Raw genomic sequence first — 21,608 nt, 5'->3', positions numbered from 1 at the left:
GCTGGCCATGGTTTCGCTGCGCAACCCTGCATACGCACGGGTCTGGCGACCTTGTAACGGCCTGGCCGCACCCCGGCGGCAGATGTGGCAGCAATTAGCCCAGGAACCGCTACATGAGCGTTTTTTCCATTTGCTCGAACGCCTGCGCGATACCGATGAGTTCCGGTTCCAACCGGTCGATCTTGCCCGGCGGGTGTGGGAGGTGATTGAAAGCGCCCGGGTGAAATTGCGGCTTGAACTGTCCCGCCAGGAGGTGCACGAATTGTCGGCGGACATTGTTGTGGCGGTACCGGGCAGGTCAGCGTCGCCGCAGCCGGGGCCCTCGACACGCCAGCAAGCCAGACAGCCGTAGCCCATAGGATTACGCCCACGCCCTGGGAGCATGGGCGTAGTCAAAGCAAAACCTCTCTTACACTTCCAGGCCGAGAAACAGTTTCTGATCCAGCGGTGCGCCGATCACGGCCTTGTCCAGATTGATCACGGCGCGGTTATTCGCCTTGGCCTGCTCCATCAGTTCCTTGCGCGTAAATCGGCGCTCGGCCGGGGTCTTCAGGTGGCCGAAGCTAGGCGTTGAAGCCGGCGAGTCAACGGATGGGTAATGGAAGTGCGCGTACCAAAGGTCAGCATCTTCCGGCCTTTTTCCGGAAGGGATTTTACGTTTGTCACGTATGGCATATTCGGTGAGAAAGTCTCCGGCCTTCAAGGGCACGCGTTTTTTCACCAGGTGGATGGTGACAAACTTGTGGGTGTGTAAAAAATCGACCTTGGCGGCTTTGGGACGCTGCAGCAGATAGCCTTCGCCGCACAGTTGATAAGCCTGCGCAGTGGCCTCTATTGCCGCCTTCTCGTAGCTCTTGCGCAGTGCAATGGCGTGTTCATCCGTTGCGGTTTTGAGCTCCTCGGCAAGCGCTGTGAATCTCGCCGCATGTTGAGTCAGCATCACCTCCCAGTCACTGGGGTTGATTTCCTCCCGTCGGATGGGGTCCAGGAGTTTGTGCTGTTGGTAGCCAATGCTGGCGTCGATACCGGTGCGCTCGTTTTTGAGGGCTTCGCCATCCGCTCGGATTGTTTTTAATGACCGTGCCGCCGGAGTGGGTGCCGTTCTCGGCTCACTCGGGGGCGCGACGATTGTCCATTTGCCCTTGCGACCTTGGTAAGTGCTAACGACTTCTCCAGTAAGCGTATCGGTAATATCGACATAATCGACCGGTTCATTGGGTTTGCTTGGGCGTAAGTCGCCTATCAGGCTTTTTTGATCAACGGTTTTGATGACGCGTCGGGTTGCCGGTTTTTGGCGTTTGCTCTTGTCACGGGCGGGGCGGGTGGCAAGCTTTTCTTCAACCAGGATCAAGTTGGCCAGTTGTGTCTCGAGGCCCGAACGTGCCTCATCCAGGTGTTTCAGGTATGACTCGCGATAAGCCTCCCGCACGAGGCCGGAGTTCATGTCGTGCAACGAATTAACCGCATTCTCCAGTTGTTCATAGCGCTCAAGGGCACCCTTGAGGACATCGATTTGCTCCACCGTCGAGTAGCCTGAGGTGGTGCGCATTTCTGTATGTGCGAGCACAATACTTGCGAGTTGGGGGTCGGTGAGGACACGGATGAACGGAAATTCCATCACCCTCACTGGGCGATGGGTGCGATTGAACACCAAATCAGTGAACACCAGCATTGCATGTTGTTTGATCGCCACTGAGGAGATGTCTTGGTCGGAAGGATTTCCTTCCAACAGTAATGGGCGCAGTGCAGGGTCGGCTTGTTTGAGGAAGGTCTCGATCTGTTCTGCCGGCTCGATCATTTGATTGAGGGCCGCTACTTGGCGCGTTTTGGTGTTGATGTACTCATCGTAGGCATGGGTGATGTTTTCCGGTAATTCTCGATTGGCGCGCTCACCGAGCTCGTCGCAGTTTTCGCCGTTGTCGCTTACCAGAGTGTCGGCCATTTTTTGCGCCAGACACGAAAAGACCGAACTCCAGTAGCTATAGATAATTCGTGTTGCCTTATCTCGTCTTTGCCTATGTGTGTGATTTGTACGGTCTACTTTCATCAGTTCATCGGCCTTGACTTCGATTCTTTGCATCAAAGGGATCAGCGTCCGGCCGTTTTGCTGGTAATTGTCGAGTGCTGCCTCCCACTGAGCCCTGGCCTGCGCAGTATTGACTCGCCTGGCCGCATGGCGCCTCGTGACCTGGGCGTGGAGCTCCGGGATCTGGGCTGAGGTGCTGAGGAGTAGCCAGTCCTTTCTCAGAAGTGTTGCCTGGTCGGCCAGATTGGCGCGGGCCGTATTCAAGGCGGACTCAAACTCAGTGGTAGAGGCAATGGCTGAATCCATTTCTATCAGGAGCGCGTCAAACTCTTGTGTCAACGCGCGTATACGCTCGTCACGTGTTGACTTCCACTTACTCAGTCGCTCCCTGGGCATGCCGCCTTCCAGCCTGGCACGCCGGTCCAGCCGCCAATGTCCTTGCCCATCGCTGACCAGTTTGAAGCCGGGATGCTGGGGATGGTCCGGATGCACCAGATAGACTTCGTTGAAACCCTGCACCACGTTCGCCTGAAACAACAACCCACCGAAACTGGCGTGCCACTTGCCGTCAATCCAGTACAGCCCTTTAAGAATGCCGTGTGGTAGAGGGGAGGGTAGCGGGGTGGGCCACGGCACCTGCACATCGAGCAGCGCCTTGAGCAACTTCGCGCCAGCATGAGGGCTGGAAATCGAGTGGCCGAAGTCCAAGGCCGTATGGCCGGTCGCCGGCGGTTCACCGGGCAGCGATACTGGGCCATGACGCACTATGGGTGCTTCTTGCGCAGGTGGCAGTCCCGCCGAGCGGTGCCACGTTTCCAGGTGCAGGGCATGCTCCTGTGCGGAGGGCTCCGACAACGGCCGTGGAGACCGATCGGAAGGGGCAGTGGCGTGCAGCAGCACCATGGCGGTGTTGAGCAAAAGATCGATCAGGGCCAGCTCACGGGTGGTGGGGTCACTGCTGTCCAGGCCGGAGAGGTCCTGCTCCAGGCTGCTGACCAGCACCATGAACCAGCCAGCCAGCATGGCCGGGCCCTGTACCAGCGGTAACAGCAGGGTATTGAACAGCAGCCACGCGCCTTCCATCACGACGGCCCAGCGGCTTTCATGGTTGGACACCGATTCGCGGTCTGCCAGGTCGACCAAGGCCCGTGCCGTGCTGCCAAACAGATGATTGAGCAGTTGACCATTGACTTGCGATTGCAGCCATTCGCCAGCACCCTCATCGACGGCCAGGGTCGCAGGTGCAGGGCGCTCCAAACGGGGTCGAAACTCATCCCCTGGCACGAAACGAATGATGTGCGGTTCCTTGATACCTCCTTCGTCGTACACAGGGCGAGCCCTGTCGCTCAGCCAGGCCAGCACACGGCCTTGCAACACGCCGGGTGTGGTCAGCGCGTCGAGCAGGGCTTGGCGGGTGGGGAATTCGTGCAGGGCGTCGGTATACAGCGGTTGATAAAGCAGATGTGGGCCGACACTTGCGTCACGCGGCTCGATGATGAACGCGTTGTTGACTTCATCCGGCGCGGCGCCAGGTTTGCGGCACAAAGCCAATGGGCGCAGGACAATCTCCTGATCGTCGACGATTCGGTCCGAGGGCATTTCACCCATCAACGCTTTGACGTAGCGATAACCGGTGACGGTGACGCCATGCTGCCCGCGGATCTTGTATTCCAACGCCTGCATCGGCAGCTTGACCTTGAGTTCGCGGGTAAACAGGGTTTCGCGCCGTCGTGCGTCAGCCGTGTCGGACAACAAGGTGTCTTTGATTGTTTGTGGATAGGTGGCGCCGATATCGACGCGCTGGATCAGCCCGGTACTGCCCAGCAGGTAGTCTTCGTTGAGCCAGCTTGGAAGAGGCGTTGCGTTTTTGGAAAACAGCGTGAGTGTGCCTTTAGGCTTGCCGGCGAGGTTCTTCAGCGCCAGCTCCGTCAGCGACATGCGCACATGTTCGATTATGCCGGCACCGCCTGGGTAGCCGGCGGCCACGGCAAAGTCCAGTACCACCTCATCGGGGTCGCAGTCGCCATGATCGGCTTGCATCTGCTTGCGCAGCGCGGCGCGGCTGAAACCGTAGATGTTTTCAATGCCCTCATTGAACGCGCGGCCTTGGTTGTGTTGCAGCACCTGCGCCATGTCCTGCATGTGGCGATGGTAGGCAAAACGGTCGGCGGCGCTGGCTTGTGCAAGCCATGGCGGCAGTTGCTCATTGACCTTCTGCAAGGTCGCCGCAGCGGCTGTCGGCACCTGGGTAAACAGAAGCGCCGGATCGGTGAGTTTTTCCAGGCGTCGTTCAAGCGTTCTTTCGTCTTGGCCCTGAAACTTCAATGTCGCCAGGTCTTCCAGTTGCTGATTGAGGATCAGGCCGGCCTGTTGCTCGAACACATTGCCGTCCGGTTCATTGCGCCGCCACGTAAGGCTGTCGAACTGAAACCGCGCCTGCATCCTGGCTCCCCAGGCAGCACCGAAATCATCGAGGCTGTCAAACACCTGGATATCCCCGGCCACGCTGTACAGCAGCACCTGCTTGTCGCGCATCAGCAGTAGGTCGGGGGTTAGCAGGCTGACCTGTTCGCCGGCGTGGGTGAATGTGTTCTCAATCAAATAAACATAGGTGGCGGGTGAGGATTGAGGCAGGCGCTCGGCTTGCACCGGCCAGGTCGCGACGACCCTGAGCATGTCCCGCTGGGTCGCGTTCAAGTTCGATTGGCTGGCGGCTATTGCCGTCATCCGGCCGTTGAGAAATTCGCCCAGCCACTGCCAGCGACTGCTGCCATGGCTGTCGGTTTCGCTCCAGTAGTCGGCCAGCGCCGCCTGGAAACATAGGTGAATCGACTCGGGCAGGGCATCGATGATGTTCGCAATCACCCGCATGTCGATAAGGGGCGGGGTATCAGCCTTGAGGATTTGGGGGACCTGTTGAGTCAGGTAGTACGCCAGTTCGCGTTTTGGCCGCAGGTCGAGCAACTGTGGGTTGAGCACATGGGCGATGGCAACTTCCATCAACGGCCGGAAGGTGTACACCCCGTTGGGGTCCGGGATGGCTAGTTTGACTGTGGACAGGTCCAGTTTGAGCGCCGGATAGCGCTCCAGAATATGGCTACGCAGGGCATTGAACACTACGGAATACAAGGCCGGGCGCGTAGCGAAATGCGTATGGATGGCCTGGGCGGGTAGCTGGCTCAGGGCGGTGGGGGAACTCGGGGTGGGCATGATGAAATCCATTTGCCTGTTATGGGAAGCGACAGGAAATCGAATGTGGTGACCGCGCAGGTGGTACAGGAGTACCACTGCCAGCGACCGGCCCCAAACGCGCACGAGGTCATATATGCACCGCCTGGCGCGCTGGGCGCCATGATGAGCTGTCAGTCCATTTCAAAGGAGTGACACGATGGACAATTCCTCCCAGACTTCCTTGCCGGCCGTGCCAGCAAACGATGCACCCAAACCGATAAAACAGCTCACCGCCACCCAAAGCCTGCACGGCGACTTCCTGGAGCGCAGCAGCCCGCAGTGGCTGATCGACACGATGCCGGCCCGCAAGCAGGCGCTCAAGGACGCCAGCACGGTCATGCCGGCGTGGCTCGCGAACGCTACGCCTGAACAACGCAACGAGGTGACCGAGCGTTTCCTCGCCAACCTCACCACCCAGACCCAACTGGACAACACGATGGCCGCCTTCCAGGACATCGATGACTTCGCCCGGCCCTTGCTGCGCAAAGCCCTGAAGGATCAGTACCGACTGGACCTCGATGTCGACAAAATCCTGTTGTGCCTGCGCCGCCCGCTGGCGGTAGGGATTGTCGAAGTCGAGGTGGGGGATTTCGAGTTTTTGAAACTGTCCCTGCTGGAAGCGGCCTTGCACAACTTCGAGGCCTACGAGTGCAAGGAGGGCGCGTACCACAAGACCTCCGGGTTCATGCAAGCCACCAGCATCTCCGGCACCTATCACTCGGTGGCGATCAACCTGAAGGTCAGTCAGTTTTTGACGCTCTGTCGTGACCTCGATATCGGTGCCAAATACCAAGCCTATCTGCAAGGGTTTTTCTACCCCGAGGACGCTAGCGCCCAAGCCACCCTGCGCGAGCAGTTCATCGCCAATCAGAAGGCCGCTGTCAGGGCCGCCGCCGAGCAGGCACTGTTGACCGGCGATATCGAAGCGGCCGATCACCGCATGCTGCTGTCGGTGATCGACGGTGAAATCCACCCCTGGATGGGCGACAAGCAGGTGTGGTTCAGAACCCTGGGCCTGATGCATATGCGGATGACCGGCTGCATGGTGTTCTCGATCTGCAAAAAATACAGTTACCCTGACGAGCTGATCATCTATGTGCCCCAGGACCCGGAGCACCCACTCAAACGCTACCGCTGGCGGCAAATGGAGGCCGAGTTCAAGCGCCTGTTCACCGCCCGCGACCCGGCCAGGCCGAATGACCCGGCGCCGACGCCGTACCAGCAGTTCTTCAGTCGCTTTGTGCCCTACGACAAGCGGCCCTATTACTTCAGCCAATTCACCCGGAAGGCCGCTGACTCACCCTCCGACATCTGGCGCTCGCCCTGGAAGAAACTGCTGGATTTCACCACGCCGCACTTCATCACCGGCATCAAGGAGTTGCCGCCCGAGGCGCCTGCCAAGCTTGAGCCCAACCCTGACCCTTTCCTTTACCTCTCGACGCGCACACGGCGCGGCAAAGCGGTCTGGGCGGCGAACATCGACCCGTGGAAGTACTTTTACGAACAACACCGCGAGCAGGTGATCGCCGATGCCCGCGCCCATGCCGTGCCCACCGCGGATGTGGATGCCAAGGCGCGTGACGCCAAGTTGGCGCACCTGCTGGAGATCGGCATGTTGGGCTTGAACATGGTGTCGATGTTTGTGCCGGTGCTGGGGGAGGCCATGATGGTGGTGATGGCCGGGCAATTACTCTACGAAACCCTGGAAGGCGCGATCGAATGGGGTGAGGGCGACCGCCAGGCCGCCAAGGCGCACTTGATTGATGTGGCCGAGAACCTGGCGCAGATCGCCGTGATGGCCGGCGTGGGGGCTGGCGTCAGCCATTGGCAAGCGGCCAAGGCGGAGCCGGTGATTGAAGCGTTGGGTGAGGTCAAGCGGCCCGATGGCCAGGTGCGTTTGTGGAAGCCGAGCCTGAGCCGCTATGAGAGCCCGGTGGTCCTGCGGCGCGACCTGCATCCCAATGCCTTGGGGCAATATGTGCAAGACGGCAGGACCTATATCCGTCAGGGCAGCCAGGTCTACGAGCAATACTTCGATGCGCAGGCGCGCAAATGGCGGATCAAGCATCCGACTGACACCGAGGCTTACCAGCCGCTGCTTGAACACAACGGTCACGGCGCCTGGCGGCATACCCTGGAGCGCCCTCTGGAGTGGGACCGCCTGACGCTGTTGCGGCGTATGGGGCACGACGTTGATGCCTTTTCCGATACCGAGCTGCTCAAGGTCGCGGATGTCAGTGGGGTCAGCGACAACACGCTGCGCAAGATGCACATGGATCACACGGTTGCGCCGCCTGAGCTGGCCGATGCGATGCGCCTGTTCAAGGCGGATGCGGATGCGGCACGGGTGATCGAGCAACTGGAGGGCAACCGTACGATTGATGACCTGTATTTGTATGCGCTGCCCTTAATCGTGGAAATGCCGAGATGGCCTGTAGGGCGTGTACTTGAAGTGTTCGATGGGGTCGTGCTGACCGGCAAGTCGGTTAAATATGGTATTGAGCGGTCGGTCAAAGGTGTCGCGGCAAAGCCGGCGATCCAGGTGAGCCGATACGACGTGCTGGGTGGTGAAGTGCCCGCGCGTATTCTGGCGGCTCTGGATGAAGCAGAAATCACTCAGCTGCTTGGCGCTGAGGCTGCGAGGGTCAATGAGCACAGGGCGCTGGAATTCAACAAGCAGTTGGCCGACTACGCCCGTCGCCGACAATCGGCGATTTTCGACAGTATCTACGCGGGAACTGACGCGTTGGACAAACGTATCCGGCTGCTGCAACGCACCTGCCCGGGGCTCAGCAAGACAGCGGCGCAAACCGTGCTCGACCACGCCCGGGGCGATGAGCTTGAACGGCTGGTCAACACCTCGCGGGTACCTTTGAACATGCTCGAAGAAGCCCGTTGGTATGCGCGGCAAGGGCGCCTGGCACGCGCCTATGCGGGGTTGCGCAGCGAGACGATGGCCACGGCAGACAGTCGGCGGTTGGCGCTGCATACCCTGGAGACCTTGCCCGGCTGGCCGGACACGCTGCGCCTGGAAGTGCGCAGCACTAACACCCAAGGCGAGTTGCTCGACAGTATTGGTGCGCCCTCCGCGCCGCAGAAAAAATACCTGGTTAAACACGGCCCCAGCTACCAGGCGTTCGATGAGCGGGGCGAAGCACTCAACAGTCTGGCAGTGGAGGGCGACAACTTCTTTGCCTCGGTGATGCATGCCTTGCCCGATGAGGCGCGTCAGAGTCTGGGGGTGCCACACGTCAGCCAGTACGCAGCGCTGCAACTCAAACTTATCGAGCAAGCCGATGCATATCGCCTGGAGGCCTCGGCGTGGTTGGAGCCGAAAACGCCCAGGTTCAAGGCGCCGGTGCGCATCAATGACACGCTGGTGGGCTATCAGGCCAGTGGGCGGGGACCGAGCGTGAGCCAGCAGCTGGCTTATCAGGTGCGCAGAATCTATCCGGATCTGGATGACGTACAGATCAATGCACTTTTCCTTGAGTGGAAACGGGCGGGGAACGATGCCCGGGCGATCGTCAGCAAGTTGAAAGCGTTGTTTGAAGAACACCAGGCACTGCACGACACGCTCAATCATTGGGTCAATCGTTCGTCGACAGCCAATCGTCAGAGCAATCTCATCGCCGGGGAAGCGCTTAAGCGAAGCTGGGGTCGTTCTTGGCTGGCTGGGAAAGTGCCGGGTGCCGATGCCTTGGCGTTGACCCTCAACGAACCGTTGCCGCCACTGGCGGCGAACTTTTCATATGTGCGTGAATTATCGGTCATCGGCACGGCCCTGCATGACACCAATATCGATGGGTTTCTGAGCCAGTTTCCCGCTCTGGAAAAGCTGACCTTACGGGCACCCTACATCCCAGCCGTAGAGTCCGCGCAGGCTAGCCCGAGGTTGACCCGTGTGCCCCAGGTGTTGGCGCAGTTCAAAGGGCTCAAGCATCTGGCCGTCAGCTTCGATGCGCATCGGTTGAGCGCGCAGTTGTCGCCACAACTGGCGGCACTGGCCGGCCTTGAACACCTGGAGATCGGCTATTTAGCCTACGACGGCCATGTCCTCAATACGTTGGATTTAAGCCCCCTGCAAGGCTTGAAACGCTTGAAAATCGTGGCGCCCAACATCTCAATGCAATGGCCTGCCTATGTGCAGAAACTGCCGCTTCTAGAACGGCTGGACCTGGCCCTGACCACCATTGCGACGCTGCCTGCCGAGCTCTATACCGGTTACGAGCGGTTGTGGAGTGGTTTGTCGCTGGACTGGTCGATGTTCAGCTATGAAGACTTCAAGCCTGCCTACGAGCACGTCAAGAACTATGCAGGGATGTTCGGGCCACACCTGGCGAGCCTGGACGAGATGGTCGAAGGGTTTGGGCGCGGCGAATTGGGCCTGCTGATGGGCGAAGCGCATAGGGGGCGGCGCATGACTGACATGATCATGGGCCTGTGGAACACGCCACAAACGCGAATGAATGCCGTGCAAGCATTGCGTGAAGAACACCTCGGTATTTTCAAGCAGTTCTACGAGCCCGCTTTGGTCCCTGGGTTCAGGGTGCGCTTTGCGCGGGCGCGCTGGAAGAGCGGGCATAATGCAAGCATCCTGGCGTTGCTGGAAAAAAGCTGGCGCGGGGCGGTTTGCCAACGCTATGGCCTGCCGACCGATATCGACATTTCGATGTTTGAACTGCCGGATCCGCAGTTGTCATCGACCGATCCCTTGGTCATGGAAAAAATCCGCGAATTGCCGGTGTTGCCGGCCGGCACCTTTTCCCATGTGAAAACCTTGACGGTGAAGTGGTTGCAGAATGTACCTGCCGAGCAGATGCAGGGCTTCATCCAGGCGTTTGCCGGTGTGCGAAGCCTTGAACTGCGCTTCAGCCACCTCACCGACGTGCCGATCAATGCGGACATCCTGCCGGAGTTGACGCACCTGAACTTGTCCGATAACCAGATCGTAGTGACCCCGGCAGTGCAGGCTCGATTGAATGGGTTGAACCGGCTACAAGTGTTGAGCCTGCAATATAACCAATTGGGCACCCTCGACGTCAGCGCACTGACTGACCTGACGGCGCTGAACCTGCGCGAATCGATGCTGCGCGAATGGCCACAGGGCGCTGAACATCTTGCGCAATTGACTTGCCTGGACCTACGTGAGAATCAATTGACAAGCCTTGCGTCGCTCGCGCGTGACGATTCGGATGTGTTGATGCGTACCGAGTTGGCAGGCAACCCGTTGAGCGCCGAAGGCACGACGTTGCTCAATGCGGCGCGGCGCCGGATCGAGATAGCCAAGGGCTTGCCTGAGGGCGCATTGAGCCGGTTTGCGCTGGAGCTGGAGTTTCTGGAGTTTCCGCCGAAGCAGACCGCGAGTTCGGTCGCAAGGTATTTACTGCCCATCCGACAGGATGTTGGGAGTGTGAAGGGCGCCCCGGAAATCGCCATAAGACGGCTGAGCCCGTTGATGTCGCCTGAACAAGTCTTGGCCCGGGTCAGGCAACTGCGCGAGATGGGGTTGGACGACGTGCAACTCGATACGCAGATCGGTCAGTGGCGCCAGACCCACGACGTGCTGACGCGCGAGTTGAATGGTTGGTTGTTTACCCGCGAGGCACGCTTTTATGACGGTATTCACGACCACCTGAAGCGACAAACCCCCGCAACGGCTATCCGCGAATCCTGGGTGAAAGCGGTGGTAGCGGGACGTACCGGTGTCGAGGTCGAAGCGTTGAACCTTCATCTGACCAAACCCGGTGATTTTCCAGCGCTCTCCATGCCGTTTACCCATGTGCGCACCCTCAATCTGACGGGGGTCAAGCTCACTGCGCAGGGCAGCAACGGGTTTTTAGCCGCTTTTACCCAATTGAACCAGTTGATACTCAGCGGCAACGAGCTGACAGCGCTGCCCGAAGCCGTCCAGCACATGGAACAGCTTGAACGTCTGGAACTGACTGCGAACGCATTCACGCAGGTGCCGTCGTTGCCTGCTCAACTGCGCAGTGAGCGTTTGCGTTGGCTGGACTTGAGCCACAACAACCTGCGGGCGTTTGATCTGCGGGACTTCAGTCGCCTGGAGACACTGGATGTGAGCTACAACCAAATCGCAAGATGGCCCGAGGGTGCGCTGGAGTCGCAGCACCTGACCCGGCTGAACCTGAGCGGCAATTCGTTGGAGTCCTTCGCGCAGCCTCTGCTCGGTGGCGCGCACGACGGCTTGGTGTCCGGTACGGACCTGTCCGATAACCACAACCTGACCGCGCAAGCCCTTGAACAGATGCGCGACTACGCCCAGGCGCATGAGGCCGATGAGGTCATGGGCTTTTCACGAGCAGAACTCGACCGCGCCCATCGCCGCAATTTTGGAGGGTCTGACACTGAGTCGGGCGCGGATTCCGACTCCGATCCTGATTCGGGCTCCGACTCTGGCTCTGGCTCTGGCTCTGGCTCTAGCTCTAGCTCTAGCTCTGACGACGATGACAGTGATCCGGACGCCGGCTACCTGCCGGCCGAGAAAATTGTAAACCCGCTGCAAAATACCGCGCAGCTGGCACTTGACCCCTGGTTGGCCAATACCTCTACGACATTGGCGACACAACGAACGACGCTGTGGAACCAACTGGCACAGGCAGATGATCATGATCGATTTTTCCACCTTATTTCGTTATTGCGTCGGACCTCGGAATTCAACCTCAACGGCCCGAGCCTCACGCAACGGGTTTGGGACGTTATCGCGGGGGCCGTCGAAAATGCCGAGCTGCGCGGCACCCTGTTCGTCGAAGCTGAAACCCACGGCACCTGTATCGATGGCCGCATCCTGACGTTCAGCGAGATGGAAGTGCGGGTGTTCGAGTACCGCGCCTTGCGCGATATTCCACAGCAACGGCTCGACCTCAGGGGCCGGGCGCTGCTGAACTTGTCGCGGCAGTTGTTTCGGTTGGGCAGGGCCGATCAACTGGCAGAAGCCGCCGCAGTAGGCCTGGACCGGGCCGAGGTGCGCTTGAGTTACCGGATCGGCTTGACCCGCGACTGGCCCGATGGCCTGGAACTGCCCGGACAGCCGGCCTACATGGCGTTCGCGAGCCCGATCAGTCTCGAGCTACAGGCACAGTTACGCGCACAGATCCTGGCCGCTGAACGTACCGATGCGTTTGTCGAAACCCTGATTCAACGTGATTATTGGTTGCGCTACCTGGATGAGCGTTACGCCGAACAGTTCGAGGCCCTTGAGGACGAGTTGGCACGCCGTCATGAAGCCTTGGAGGATGCGCACAGCGATCGGGGTGATGCCCAGAGCATGGAACGCTACAACGAAGCCATAGGCCAGTTGGAGGTCGAACGGGACGCCGCCCGTACCCAGAAACGCATGGAGCTGTCCCGGGCAGAGATACAACGGTTATCGGGCATGGAACCTGCCACGCCCGCACCGTCGTCACCTCAGCCCGGCCCGTCCTGGCGCCCCTGAGTCGCAGCCCTGAGTGCGCCGAGCCGGGTGGTCGGGGTTTGGCTCAGTTGTCATACCCCAGGTTCGGTGCCAACCAGCGCTCGGTCACGCTGAGGTCCTGGCCTTTGCGTGCGGTGTAGCTGGCGACCTGGTCCTTGTCGACCTTGCCCACGGCAAAGTACTGCGCCTGCGGATGGGCGAAGTACCAGCCGCTGACGGCCGCCGCCGGGAACATCGCGTAGTGCTCGGTGAGGAACACACCGCTGCGCCCGGCCCGCATTTCACGGGCTTCAGGGTCCAGCAGTTGAAACAGCTGGGCTTTCTCGGTGTGATCCGGGCATGCCGGGTAGCCCGGGGCAGGGCGGATGCCGCTGTATTGCTCCTTGATCAGCGCCTCGTTGTCCAGTTGCTCGTCCTTGGCGTAACCCCAGTGTTCTTTTCGCACTTGCTGGTGCAGCCATTCGGCGCAGGCTTCGGCCAGGCGGTCGGCGAGGGCCTTGACCATGATCGAATTGTAGTCATCGCCCGCATCCTGATAAGCCTTGGCCACTTCCTCGGCACCGATACCTGCGGTGGTGATGAAGCCACCGATGTAGTCGGTCACGCCGCTGTCCTTGGGCGCGACGAAGTCGGCCAGGGAGAAGTTGGGCTTGCCGTCGGTCTTGATGATCTGTTGGCGCAGGTGATGCAGCTTGGCAATGGGCTGGCCGTCGTCGCCATAGACTTCCAGGTCATCGTCCTGCACCTGGTTGGTCGGCCAGAAGCCGAATACGGCGCGGGCGCTGATGAGTTTTTCGTCGATCAGCTTGTTGAGCATTTCCTGGGCATCGGCGTATAGCGCGGTCGCCGCTTCGCCGACCACTTCGTCCTCAAGAATGCGTGGGAATTTACCGGCCAGGTCCCAGGAGATAAAGAACGGCGTCCAGTCGATGTATTCAGCCAGCACCTTGAGGTCGATATTGTCCAGCACCTTGGCACCGGTAAAGGTCGGGACCACCGGCGTGTAAGTAGCCCAGTCGAACTGCGGCTTCTTGGCGATGGCGGCCGGGTAGCTCAGACGCTCAGTGCGGGCACTGCGGTTAGAGGTGCGTTCACGCACGTCGATGTATTCCAGGCGGGTCTTTTCGACGAAACCGGCCTTCAACTCCTTGGACAGCAACTGCGTGGCCACACCCACGGCGCGCGAGGCGTCGGTGACGTAGATCACGGCGTCATTGCTGTACTTGGGCTCGATTTTCACCGCCGTGTGCGCCTTGGAGGTGGTGGCGCCACCGATCATCAGCGGCAGGTGGAAGTCCTGGCGCTGCATCTCACGGGCCACGTGGACCATCTCATCCAATGACGGTGTGATCAGACCGGACAGGCCGATGATGTCGCACTTCTGTTCCTTGGCCACTTGCAGGATTTTTTCCGCAGGCACCATCACGCCCAAATCGACGATGTCATAGCCGTTGCAACCGAGCACCACGCCGACAATGTTCTTGCCGATGTCGTGCACGTCGCCCTTCACCGTGGCCATCAGGATCTTGCCCTTGGCCTCCGGCTTGTCGCCTTTTTCCAGCTCGATAAACGGGATCAAGTGGGCCACGGCCTGTTTCATCACTCGGGCGGATTTGACCACCTGGGGCAGGAACATTTTACCGGCGCCAAACAGATCACCAACGATGTTCATGCCCGACATCAGCGGGCCTTCGATCACTTCGATCGGACGTGCGAACGAAAGGCGCGACTCTTCGGTGTCTTCGACGATGTGCGTGGTGATGCCCTTGACCAGCGCGTGCTCCAGACGCTTGTTGACCTCCCAGCTACGCCACTCTTCGGTTTCGGCTTCCTTGACGCTGCCATCACCCTTGTACTTGTCGGCGATGGCGAGGAGGGCGTCGGTGCCCTCCGAGGTGCGGTTGAGCACCACATCTTCCACGGCATCGCGTAGTTCAGCCGGGATCTGGTCGTAGATCTCCAACTGACCGGCGTTGACGATACCCATGGTCAGGCCGCTGCGGATCGCATACAGCAGGAACACCGAGTGGATCGCCTCGCGCACCGGGTTGTTGCCACGGAACGAGAACGACACGTTGGACACGCCACCCGAGGTCAGCGCATACGGCAGTTCGTCGCGGATATAGGCACAGGCGTTGATGAAATCGACGGCGTAGTTGTTGTGCTCCTCGATACCGGTGGCGACGGCGAAGATGTTCGGGTCGAAGATGATGTCTTCCGGCGGGAAGCCGACTTCATTCACCAGAATGTCGTAGGAGCGTTTGCAGATCTCTTTTTTACGCGCTTCGGTGTCGGCCTGCCCGGCTTCGTCGAAGGCCATCACCACCACCGCAGCGCCGTAACGCTTGCATAGTTTGGCGTGATGAATGAACTGCTCGACGCCTTCCTTCATGCTGATGGAGTTGACGATGCCCTTGCCCTGGATGCACTTGAGGCCGGCCTCGATCACTTCCCACTTGGAGGAGTCGATCATGATCGGCACACGGGAGATGTCCGGCTCGCCGGCGATCAGATTGAGGAAGGTCACCATGGCCTTCTTCGAATCCAACATGCCTTCATCCATGTTGATGTCGATCACCTGGGCGCCGGCTTCCACCTGCTGCAGGGCGACTTCCAGGGCCTCGGTGTAGTTGTCTTCGCGGATCAGGCGGGCGAACTTGGCCGAGCCGGTAATGTTGGTACGCTCGCCGACGTTGACGAACAACGAGCTGCGATCGATGGTGAACGGCTCCAGGCCCGACAGGCGGCAGGCTTTGGGAATGTCCGGGATCGGGCGCGGCGCATAACCGGCAACGGCCTTGGCAATGGCTTCGATATGGCCCGGTGTGGTGCCGCAGCAGCCGCCGACGATATTCAGGAAACCGCTCTGGGCGAACTCTTCGATGACCTTGGCGGTTTCCGATGGCAGTTCGTCGTATTCGCCGAATTCGTTGGGCAGACCGGCGTTGGGGTGCGCCGACACATGGGTGTTGGCTTTGTTCGACAGCTCTTCCAGGTACGGGCGCAGTTCGCTGGCGCCGAGGGCGCAGTTGAGGCCGACCGAAATCGGCTTGGCGTGCGCCACCGAGTTCCAGAACGCTTCGGTGGTCTGGCCCGACAGGGTACGGCCCGAGGCGTCGGTGATGGTGCCGGAGATCATGATCGGCAGTTCGACATTCAATTCCTCGAATACACCTTGCACGGCAAAGATCGCGGCCTTGGCGTTGAGGGTATCGAAGATGGTTTCGATCAGGATCAGGTCGGCACCGCCTTCGATCAGGCCCTTGGTGGCCTCGGTGTAGTTTTCCACCAGCTCATCGAAGGTCACGTTGCGGTAGCCAGGGTTGTTCACGTCCGGGGACAGTGAGCAGGTACGGCTGGTCGGGCCCAGTACACCGGCGACAAAACGCGGCTTGGCCGGGTTCTCGTGGGTTTTGGCGTCGGCCACCTTGCGCGCCAGGCGCGCGCCTTCCACGTTCAGTTCATAGGCCAGCTCTTCCATGCCATAGTCGGCCATGGAGATGCGCGTGGCGTTGAAGGTGTTGGTTTCGAGGATATCGGCGCCGGCGTCCAGGTAAGCCTTTTCGATCCCGCCGATCACGTCGGGGCGAGTGAGGACCAGCAGGTCGTTGTTGCCCTTCACGTCGCTTGGCCAGTCGGCGAAGCGTTTGCCTCGGTAGTCCTGCTCCTCAAGCTTATAGCTCTGGATCATCGTGCCCATGCCACCGTCGAGGATCAGGATACGGTCCTTGAGGGCTTGGTGAAGGGCTTGCAGGCGAGCGCTACGATCGGGCATGGGACTACTCTGGTCAGGCATTACGGAGGGCGTGAATCATAGCAAACCTGTGCCGAATTTTAGCGTACATGGGTTCTGCATGAATATCGCTCACGTTGCTGGCAGTCATGGCCCGGTAGAATTACCGCCATTTCACAGACCGCACGCCTTGAATCGGGACCCGATACATGTCACTTCGTTTGATCGTCAGCGCCGTCCTGGCCTTGATAGCCAGTACTGCGCAGGCAGAGGGCCGCGCTTCGGCGATTTCCTATACCCGCGATATCCAACCGATCTTCACCGAGAAGTGCGTGGCCTGCCATGCCTGCTACGACTCTGCTTGCCAACTCAACCTTGGCAGCGCAGAGGGCGCGGCCCGTGGCGCGAGCAAGGTGCCGGTGTACGACGGCGAGCGTAGCCAGGCCACACCGACTACACGGCTGTTCTATGACGCGTTCGGCAAACAAGCCTGGCAGCAGAAGGGCTTCTACTCGGTACTGGATGCCCAGGGCAGCCAGGCTGCGTTGATGGCACGTATGCTGGAGCTGGGGCATAACGCGCCATTGCCACCCAATGCCAAACTGCCCGACGAGATTGTATTGGGCCTGAGCCGCCAAAACATGTGCGCGACGCCCGGCGAGTTCAACGCCTATGCCGGCGCCCATCCCAAGGAGGGCATGCCGCTGGCCGTCACCGGCCTGACCGACCAGCAATACCAGACCCTGCAACGCTGGCTGGCCTCCGGTGCGCCGATTGATGAGCAGAGTCTGGCGCCCAGCGCCAGGGAAGCCTTGCAGGTGCAGCAATGGGAATCCCTGTTCAACCAGCCGGGCGCCCGGGAAAGCCTGGTGGCGCGCTGGTTGTACGAGCATTTGTTCCTCGCCCACATTTACTTCGAGAACGGCGAGCCGGGGCATTACTTCCAGTGGGTGCGTTCGCGTACGCCGAGCGGGCAGCCGATCGACCTGATCGCGACCCGACGTCCTAACGATGACCCAGGCACTCAGGTCTATTACCGCCTGTGGCCGGTACAGGGCGTGATCGTGCATAAAACCCACATCACTTACCCGTTCAGCGCGGCGAAAATGGCGCGGATCAAAGACCTCTTCTATTCCGGTGACTGGCAGGTGAGCGCCTTGCCGGGCTATGGGCCGGGGCGCCGCGCCAACCCGTTCGAAACCTTCGAAGCCATACCGGCCAAGGCGCGTTATCAGTTCATGTTGGATAACGCCGAATACTTCGTGCGCACTTTCATCCGGGGGCCGGTGTGCCGTGGGCAGATCGCCACGGACGTGATCCGCGATAACTTCTGGACACTGTTCCAGGAGCCGGACCATGACCTGTACATCACCGATGCCCGTTACCGCGGCCAGGCCACGCCATTGTTGGCCATGCCTGGGCAAAACGATGATGTGGGCAGTGTGCTGGGCCTGTGGCTGGCCTATCGCGACAAGCGTAATCAGTATGAGGCGTTGCGCCGCGATAGCTACGCAGATGTGCCGCCGCCGAGTTGGTCGAGTTTGTGGGCGGGTAATGACAATGCCTTGCTGACCATCTTCCGCCATTTCGACAGCGCCTCGGTGACCAAGGGCCTGATCGGCGAGGTGCCGCAGACGATGTGGCTGTTCGATTACCCACTGCTGGAACGCACTTATTACCAACTGGCAGTCAACTTCGACGTGTTCGGCAATGTGTCGCACCAGGCCCAGACGCGCTTGTACTTCGACCTGATCCGCAACGGCGCCGAACAGAACTTCCTGCGTCTGATGCCGGCCGACACCCGCGAGGACTTCCTTGATGACTGGTACCAGAACAGTGGCAAGCTCAAGTTGTGGCTGGACTATGAAGCCATTGATGACGACAAGCCCACGGGGCTGCATCTGGACGAGAAAGATCCCAAGCGCGATTTTGCCAACCAACTGCTGACGCGTTACGGCGGTTTGAACGTCAGCCCCGACCCAATCAACCGCTGCACCGGGGCCTATTGCTCGCGCACTGGTATCGACCCGGCCTTGCGGGACGCCGAACAGGCGCTTAGCCGCCTGACATCGCGCCCGGCGGCGGGGCTCAAGGTGATCGACCAGTTGCCCGAAGCCACTATGCTGCGCATCGAAACCCAGGGTGGTCAGCGCGTGGTCTACAGCATGCTGCGTAACCGTGCCCACAGTAATGTGGCTTTCCTGTTGGGTGAGGCTTATCGCTACCAGCCGGGCCTCGACACACTGACCATCTATCCGGGGGTGATGAGCAGTTACCCGAATTTCATGTTCAACATTCCAGCTCAAGAGGTGCCGCAATTCGTCACGCAAATGGAGCAGGCCAAGGATGCCAAGCGGTTTGAGAAAATAGTCGAGCGCTGGGGGGTACGCCGCAGTCATCCGCAGTTCTGGCAATACTTCCACGATTTGTCGCGCTACATTCGTGAAACCACGCCAGTGGAAGAGGGTGTATTGGACATGAACCGCTACGAGAATCTATAACTACTGTATTGGTCCGGTCATTTCTCCAAGTGAGCACTGAAGCAGTCGGATACCTACCTACGGACTGGACAGGGGACACCGATGTTGATTTCAGTGCAGTTTCTACGCGCCTTGGCGGCATGGAGTGTGGTGGGCCACCATTTCATGCAAGGTTTTTTCAACTTTGAAGCCAGCAACGCGCTGGAATCTCTGTTTGTCGACAAAGGCGCCATTGGAGTGGATGTGTTCTTTGTCATCAGTGGCTTGGTGATTTACCTGGCGACTGCCGACAAAGCGCTGAGCCCCGGGCGTTTCATGCTGATGCGCATAGCGAGGATTGTTCCGGCGTATTGGTTCTATACCTTGATCATGATTCTCGTGGTTGCCGTTGTGCCTGCGATCTTTCCAGAGGCTCGGCTCGAACCCGGTCATGTACTCATGTCGATGCTCTTTATCCCGGCCCAAAACCCGGGAGGCTTCGGCGTCTATCCCCTGCTCGATGTCGGGTGGACACTGAATTTCGAGATGCTGTTTTATTGCCTGTTTGCCTTTGCCTTGCTGGTGCCCGCGGCCTATCGCTTGTGGGTGGTAGCAGCGCTGCTGTATCTGGTGTGCTACATCATCACTCCCGCCTTTGACCTGGCCAGCGGCTTCTACCATGAGGACATTATTTTCGAGTTTCTGATGGGCATTGTGATCGGTATGCTTTACCGGCGTGGCCTATGTCAGGCCAGCGCGTGGTTGCCGTTGCTGGGCATCGCGGCGGCGCTGGCGGCGATTTATCATGGGGCAGACATACCCCGTGCGCTGGAATGGGGCGTGCCGAGCGCGATATTGGTTATCAGTTGTGTGACCCTGGAGCGTTACTTTCAAGATTCTCGCGTTTTGAAGCTGCTTGGTGATTGCTCTTACTCGGTGTACTTGATCCACGTGCTGGTGCTAGCCGTGGGGCGATGGGTCGCTGACCGAACCGGAATAGATCCCTACACAATCCTGCCGGTATGCATTGTATTGATAGTACTGGGCGCCTATGGCAGCTACCAATGGCTCGAGAAGGCAAGCTATCGCACGCTCAAGCGTTTACTGGGTATTGAGGGGCGGGCAATTATTTCCCGACAAAAATACTAGGACTTTGTACCTCTGTAATGATTTGGCGTAAACTGCCGGCAAGCCTGTGAGGAGTTTCCATGACTGCCATAACCATTACCGACGCCGCCCACGATTACCTGGCTGACCTGCTGTCCAAGCAGAACACCCCGGGTATCGGCATCCGCGTCTTTATCACCCAGCCCGGCACCCAGTACGCCGAGACCTGCATTGCCTACTGCAAGCCTGGTGAAGAGAAGCCTGAAGACACCGCCCTGGGGCTCAAAAGCTTCACCGCGTACATCGATGCCTTCAGCGAAGCTTTCCTTGACGACGCCGTAGTCGACTACGCCACCGATCGCATGGGCGGCCAGTTGACCATCAAGGCGCCCAACGCCAAGGTGCCGAACGTCAACGCCGACAGCCCGGTCAACGAGCGCATCAACTACTACCTGCAAACCGAGATCAACCCGGGGCTGGCCAGTCACGGCGGCCAGGTGAGCCTGATCGACGTGGTGGATGACGGTATTGCCGTATTGAAGTTCGGCGGTGGCTGCCAAGGCTGCGGCCAGGCGGACGTGACCCTGCGCGAGGGCATCGAGCGCACCTTGCTTGAGCGTATTCCCGAGCTCAAGGGCGTACGTGACGTGACCGACCACACGCAGAAAGAAAACGCCTACTACTAAGTAAGGCGTTCACTGCGAGATTAAAAAACGGCGCCCCGTGAGCGCCGTTTTTTATGCTCTAAATTCAGCAAGTTATGATGATTGTCTGATAGTTTGGATTGGCTGTGGATTAATCCATTTCTTCAGGGGCGATAGAGGTGGGCGTGACCTGCGCGGTACAGCGAGGATTCGCCAAAGCTATCATTTGCCAACACCCGCCCGACCACAATCAGCGCCGTACGCCGAAAGCCTTTAGTCGCGACCTTCTGGGCAATATCACTCAACGAACCCACCACCCAATCCTGGTCCGGCCATGTCGCGCGGTGCACCACGGCGATCGGGCAATCTGCACCATAGTGCGGCAGCAGCTCAGCGACGATCCTTTCCAGATGATTGACCCCCAAGTGAATGGCCATTGTCGTGCCGTGCCGGGCCAGGCTGTCGAAGTCCTCACCCGCCGGCATGCTGGTTTTATCTGCATAGCGGGTCAGGATCACGCTCTGGGCAATGTCCGGGAGGGTCAGTTCGGTTTCCAGCAACGCCGCGCAGGCAGCCACCGCCGTAACCCCGGGAATGATCTGGAAGGGAATGCCCAACTCGCGCAAGTGACGGATCTGCTCACCAATCGCCCCATACAGGCTCGGGTCGCCGGAGTGCACGCGCGCCACATCCTGGCCTTGCGCATGGGCGGCTTTGATCACGTCGATGATCTGTTCCAGATGCAGCTCGGCACTGTTGACCACCTGGTGTGCCTGATGACCTTCCAGTACCGCCGCAGGCACCAGCGAGCCAGCGTAGATGATCACCGGGCAGCTGCGGATCAGCCGCTGGCCCTTGACGGTAATCAGTTCCGGGTCGCCGGGGCCTGCGCCGATGAAGTAGACGGTCATGGGGAATTCCTGTTGAAAAAACGGGCGAGCATGAAGAATGCTCATGATCGAGAGCGGCAATT

8 protein-coding genes are annotated in these 21,608 nt (G+C 59.6%); 5 read left to right on the top strand and 3 right to left on the bottom strand.

Translation table 11 applies throughout. From position 1 onward, the window contains the following. Window positions 1-82: 82 nt before the first annotated feature. Window positions 83-352, top strand: coding sequence for an NEL-type E3 ubiquitin ligase domain-containing protein (locus PSEBG33_RS12150; protein WP_005788724.1), 270 nt, complete (start codon window positions 83-85; stop codon window positions 350-352). A 57-nt stretch (window positions 353-409) separates the two neighbouring features. Here the strand turns inward: PSEBG33_RS12150 and PSEBG33_RS12155 are convergent, their stop codons facing one another. Continuing rightward, the gene (locus PSEBG33_RS12155) at window positions 410-5,236 is read right to left on the bottom strand and encodes a dermonecrotic toxin domain-containing protein (RefSeq protein ID WP_032803572.1); all 4,827 of its coding nucleotides are present in this window, start codon (window positions 5,234-5,236) and stop codon (window positions 410-412) included. Between the two features lie 178 nt (window positions 5,237-5,414). Between PSEBG33_RS12155 and PSEBG33_RS12160 the strand changes: the two genes are divergently transcribed. Beyond that, on the top strand, window positions 5,415-12,713 hold the full coding sequence (locus tag PSEBG33_RS12160; RefSeq protein ID WP_005788721.1) for an NEL-type E3 ubiquitin ligase domain-containing protein: 7,299 nt from the start codon (window positions 5,415-5,417) through the stop codon (window positions 12,711-12,713). Between the two features lie 43 nt (window positions 12,714-12,756). On the opposite strand, the gene metH is transcribed toward PSEBG33_RS12160, so the two are convergent. Further along, window positions 12,757-16,467 (bottom strand): methionine synthase, encoded by a 3,711-nt coding sequence (gene metH, locus PSEBG33_RS12165; RefSeq protein ID WP_005788719.1) that lies wholly within the window; start codon window positions 16,465-16,467, stop codon window positions 12,757-12,759. Window positions 16,468-16,634: 167 nt separating this feature from the next. Between metH and PSEBG33_RS12170 the strand changes: the two genes are divergently transcribed. The 3 genes from PSEBG33_RS12170 (at window position 16,635) to nfuA (ending at window position 20,677) form a co-directional block, all read left to right on the top strand. Next, a complete protein-coding gene (locus tag PSEBG33_RS12170) occupies window positions 16,635-18,926 on the top strand; it encodes a fatty acid cis/trans isomerase (protein ID WP_005788718.1) in 2,292 nt (763 codons plus the stop codon). 81 nt (window positions 18,927-19,007) lie between these two features. Beyond that, window positions 19,008-20,033: an acyltransferase family protein gene (locus PSEBG33_RS12175; protein WP_005788715.1), complete on the top strand. Its 1,026-nt coding sequence runs from the start codon at window positions 19,008-19,010 to the stop codon at window positions 20,031-20,033. Between the two features lie 59 nt (window positions 20,034-20,092). Then, window positions 20,093-20,677 carry a Fe-S biogenesis protein NfuA gene (gene nfuA, locus PSEBG33_RS12180; RefSeq protein WP_003190728.1) on the top strand — a complete coding sequence of 195 codons (585 nt, stop codon included), beginning with the start codon at window positions 20,093-20,095 and terminating at the stop codon, window positions 20,675-20,677. 122 nt (window positions 20,678-20,799) lie between these two features. Here nfuA and cobM read toward each other — a convergent pair whose 3' ends face one another. After that, the gene (gene cobM, locus PSEBG33_RS12185) at window positions 20,800-21,546 is read right to left on the bottom strand and encodes a precorrin-4 C(11)-methyltransferase (protein WP_005788713.1); all 747 of its coding nucleotides are present in this window, start codon (window positions 21,544-21,546) and stop codon (window positions 20,800-20,802) included. Window positions 21,547-21,608: the final 62 nt, after the last annotated feature.

This window comes from Pseudomonas synxantha BG33R (assembly GCF_000263715.2).
GTDB lineage: Bacteria > Pseudomonadota > Gammaproteobacteria > Pseudomonadales > Pseudomonadaceae > Aquipseudomonas > Aquipseudomonas synxantha_A.
Note: the sequence above shows the minus strand (reverse complement) of the source record. Positions and strands in the feature narration are given on the sequence as shown.

Bases quoted from the DNA above. Each gene is read 5' to 3' on its own strand.
- PSEBG33_RS12150 (WP_005788724.1), top strand. From the start codon at position 83: ATGTGGCAGCAATTAGCCCAGGAACCGCTACATGAGCGTTTTTTCCAT.
- metH (WP_005788719.1), bottom strand. From the start codon at position 16,467: ATGCCCGATCGTAGCGCTCGCCTGCAAGCCCTTCACCAAGCCCTCAAG.
- PSEBG33_RS12160 (WP_005788721.1), top strand. From the start codon at position 5,415: ATGGACAATTCCTCCCAGACTTCCTTGCCGGCCGTGCCAGCAAACGAT.
- nfuA (WP_003190728.1), top strand. From the start codon at position 20,093: ATGACTGCCATAACCATTACCGACGCCGCCCACGATTACCTGGCTGAC.
- PSEBG33_RS12175 (WP_005788715.1), top strand. From the start codon at position 19,008: ATGTTGATTTCAGTGCAGTTTCTACGCGCCTTGGCGGCATGGAGTGTG.
- PSEBG33_RS12170 (WP_005788718.1), top strand. From the start codon at position 16,635: ATGTCACTTCGTTTGATCGTCAGCGCCGTCCTGGCCTTGATAGCCAGT.
- PSEBG33_RS12155 (WP_032803572.1), bottom strand. From the start codon at position 5,236: ATGCCCACCCCGAGTTCCCCCACCGCCCTGAGCCAGCTACCCGCCCAG.
- cobM (WP_005788713.1), bottom strand. From the start codon at position 21,546: ATGACCGTCTACTTCATCGGCGCAGGCCCCGGCGACCCGGAACTGATT.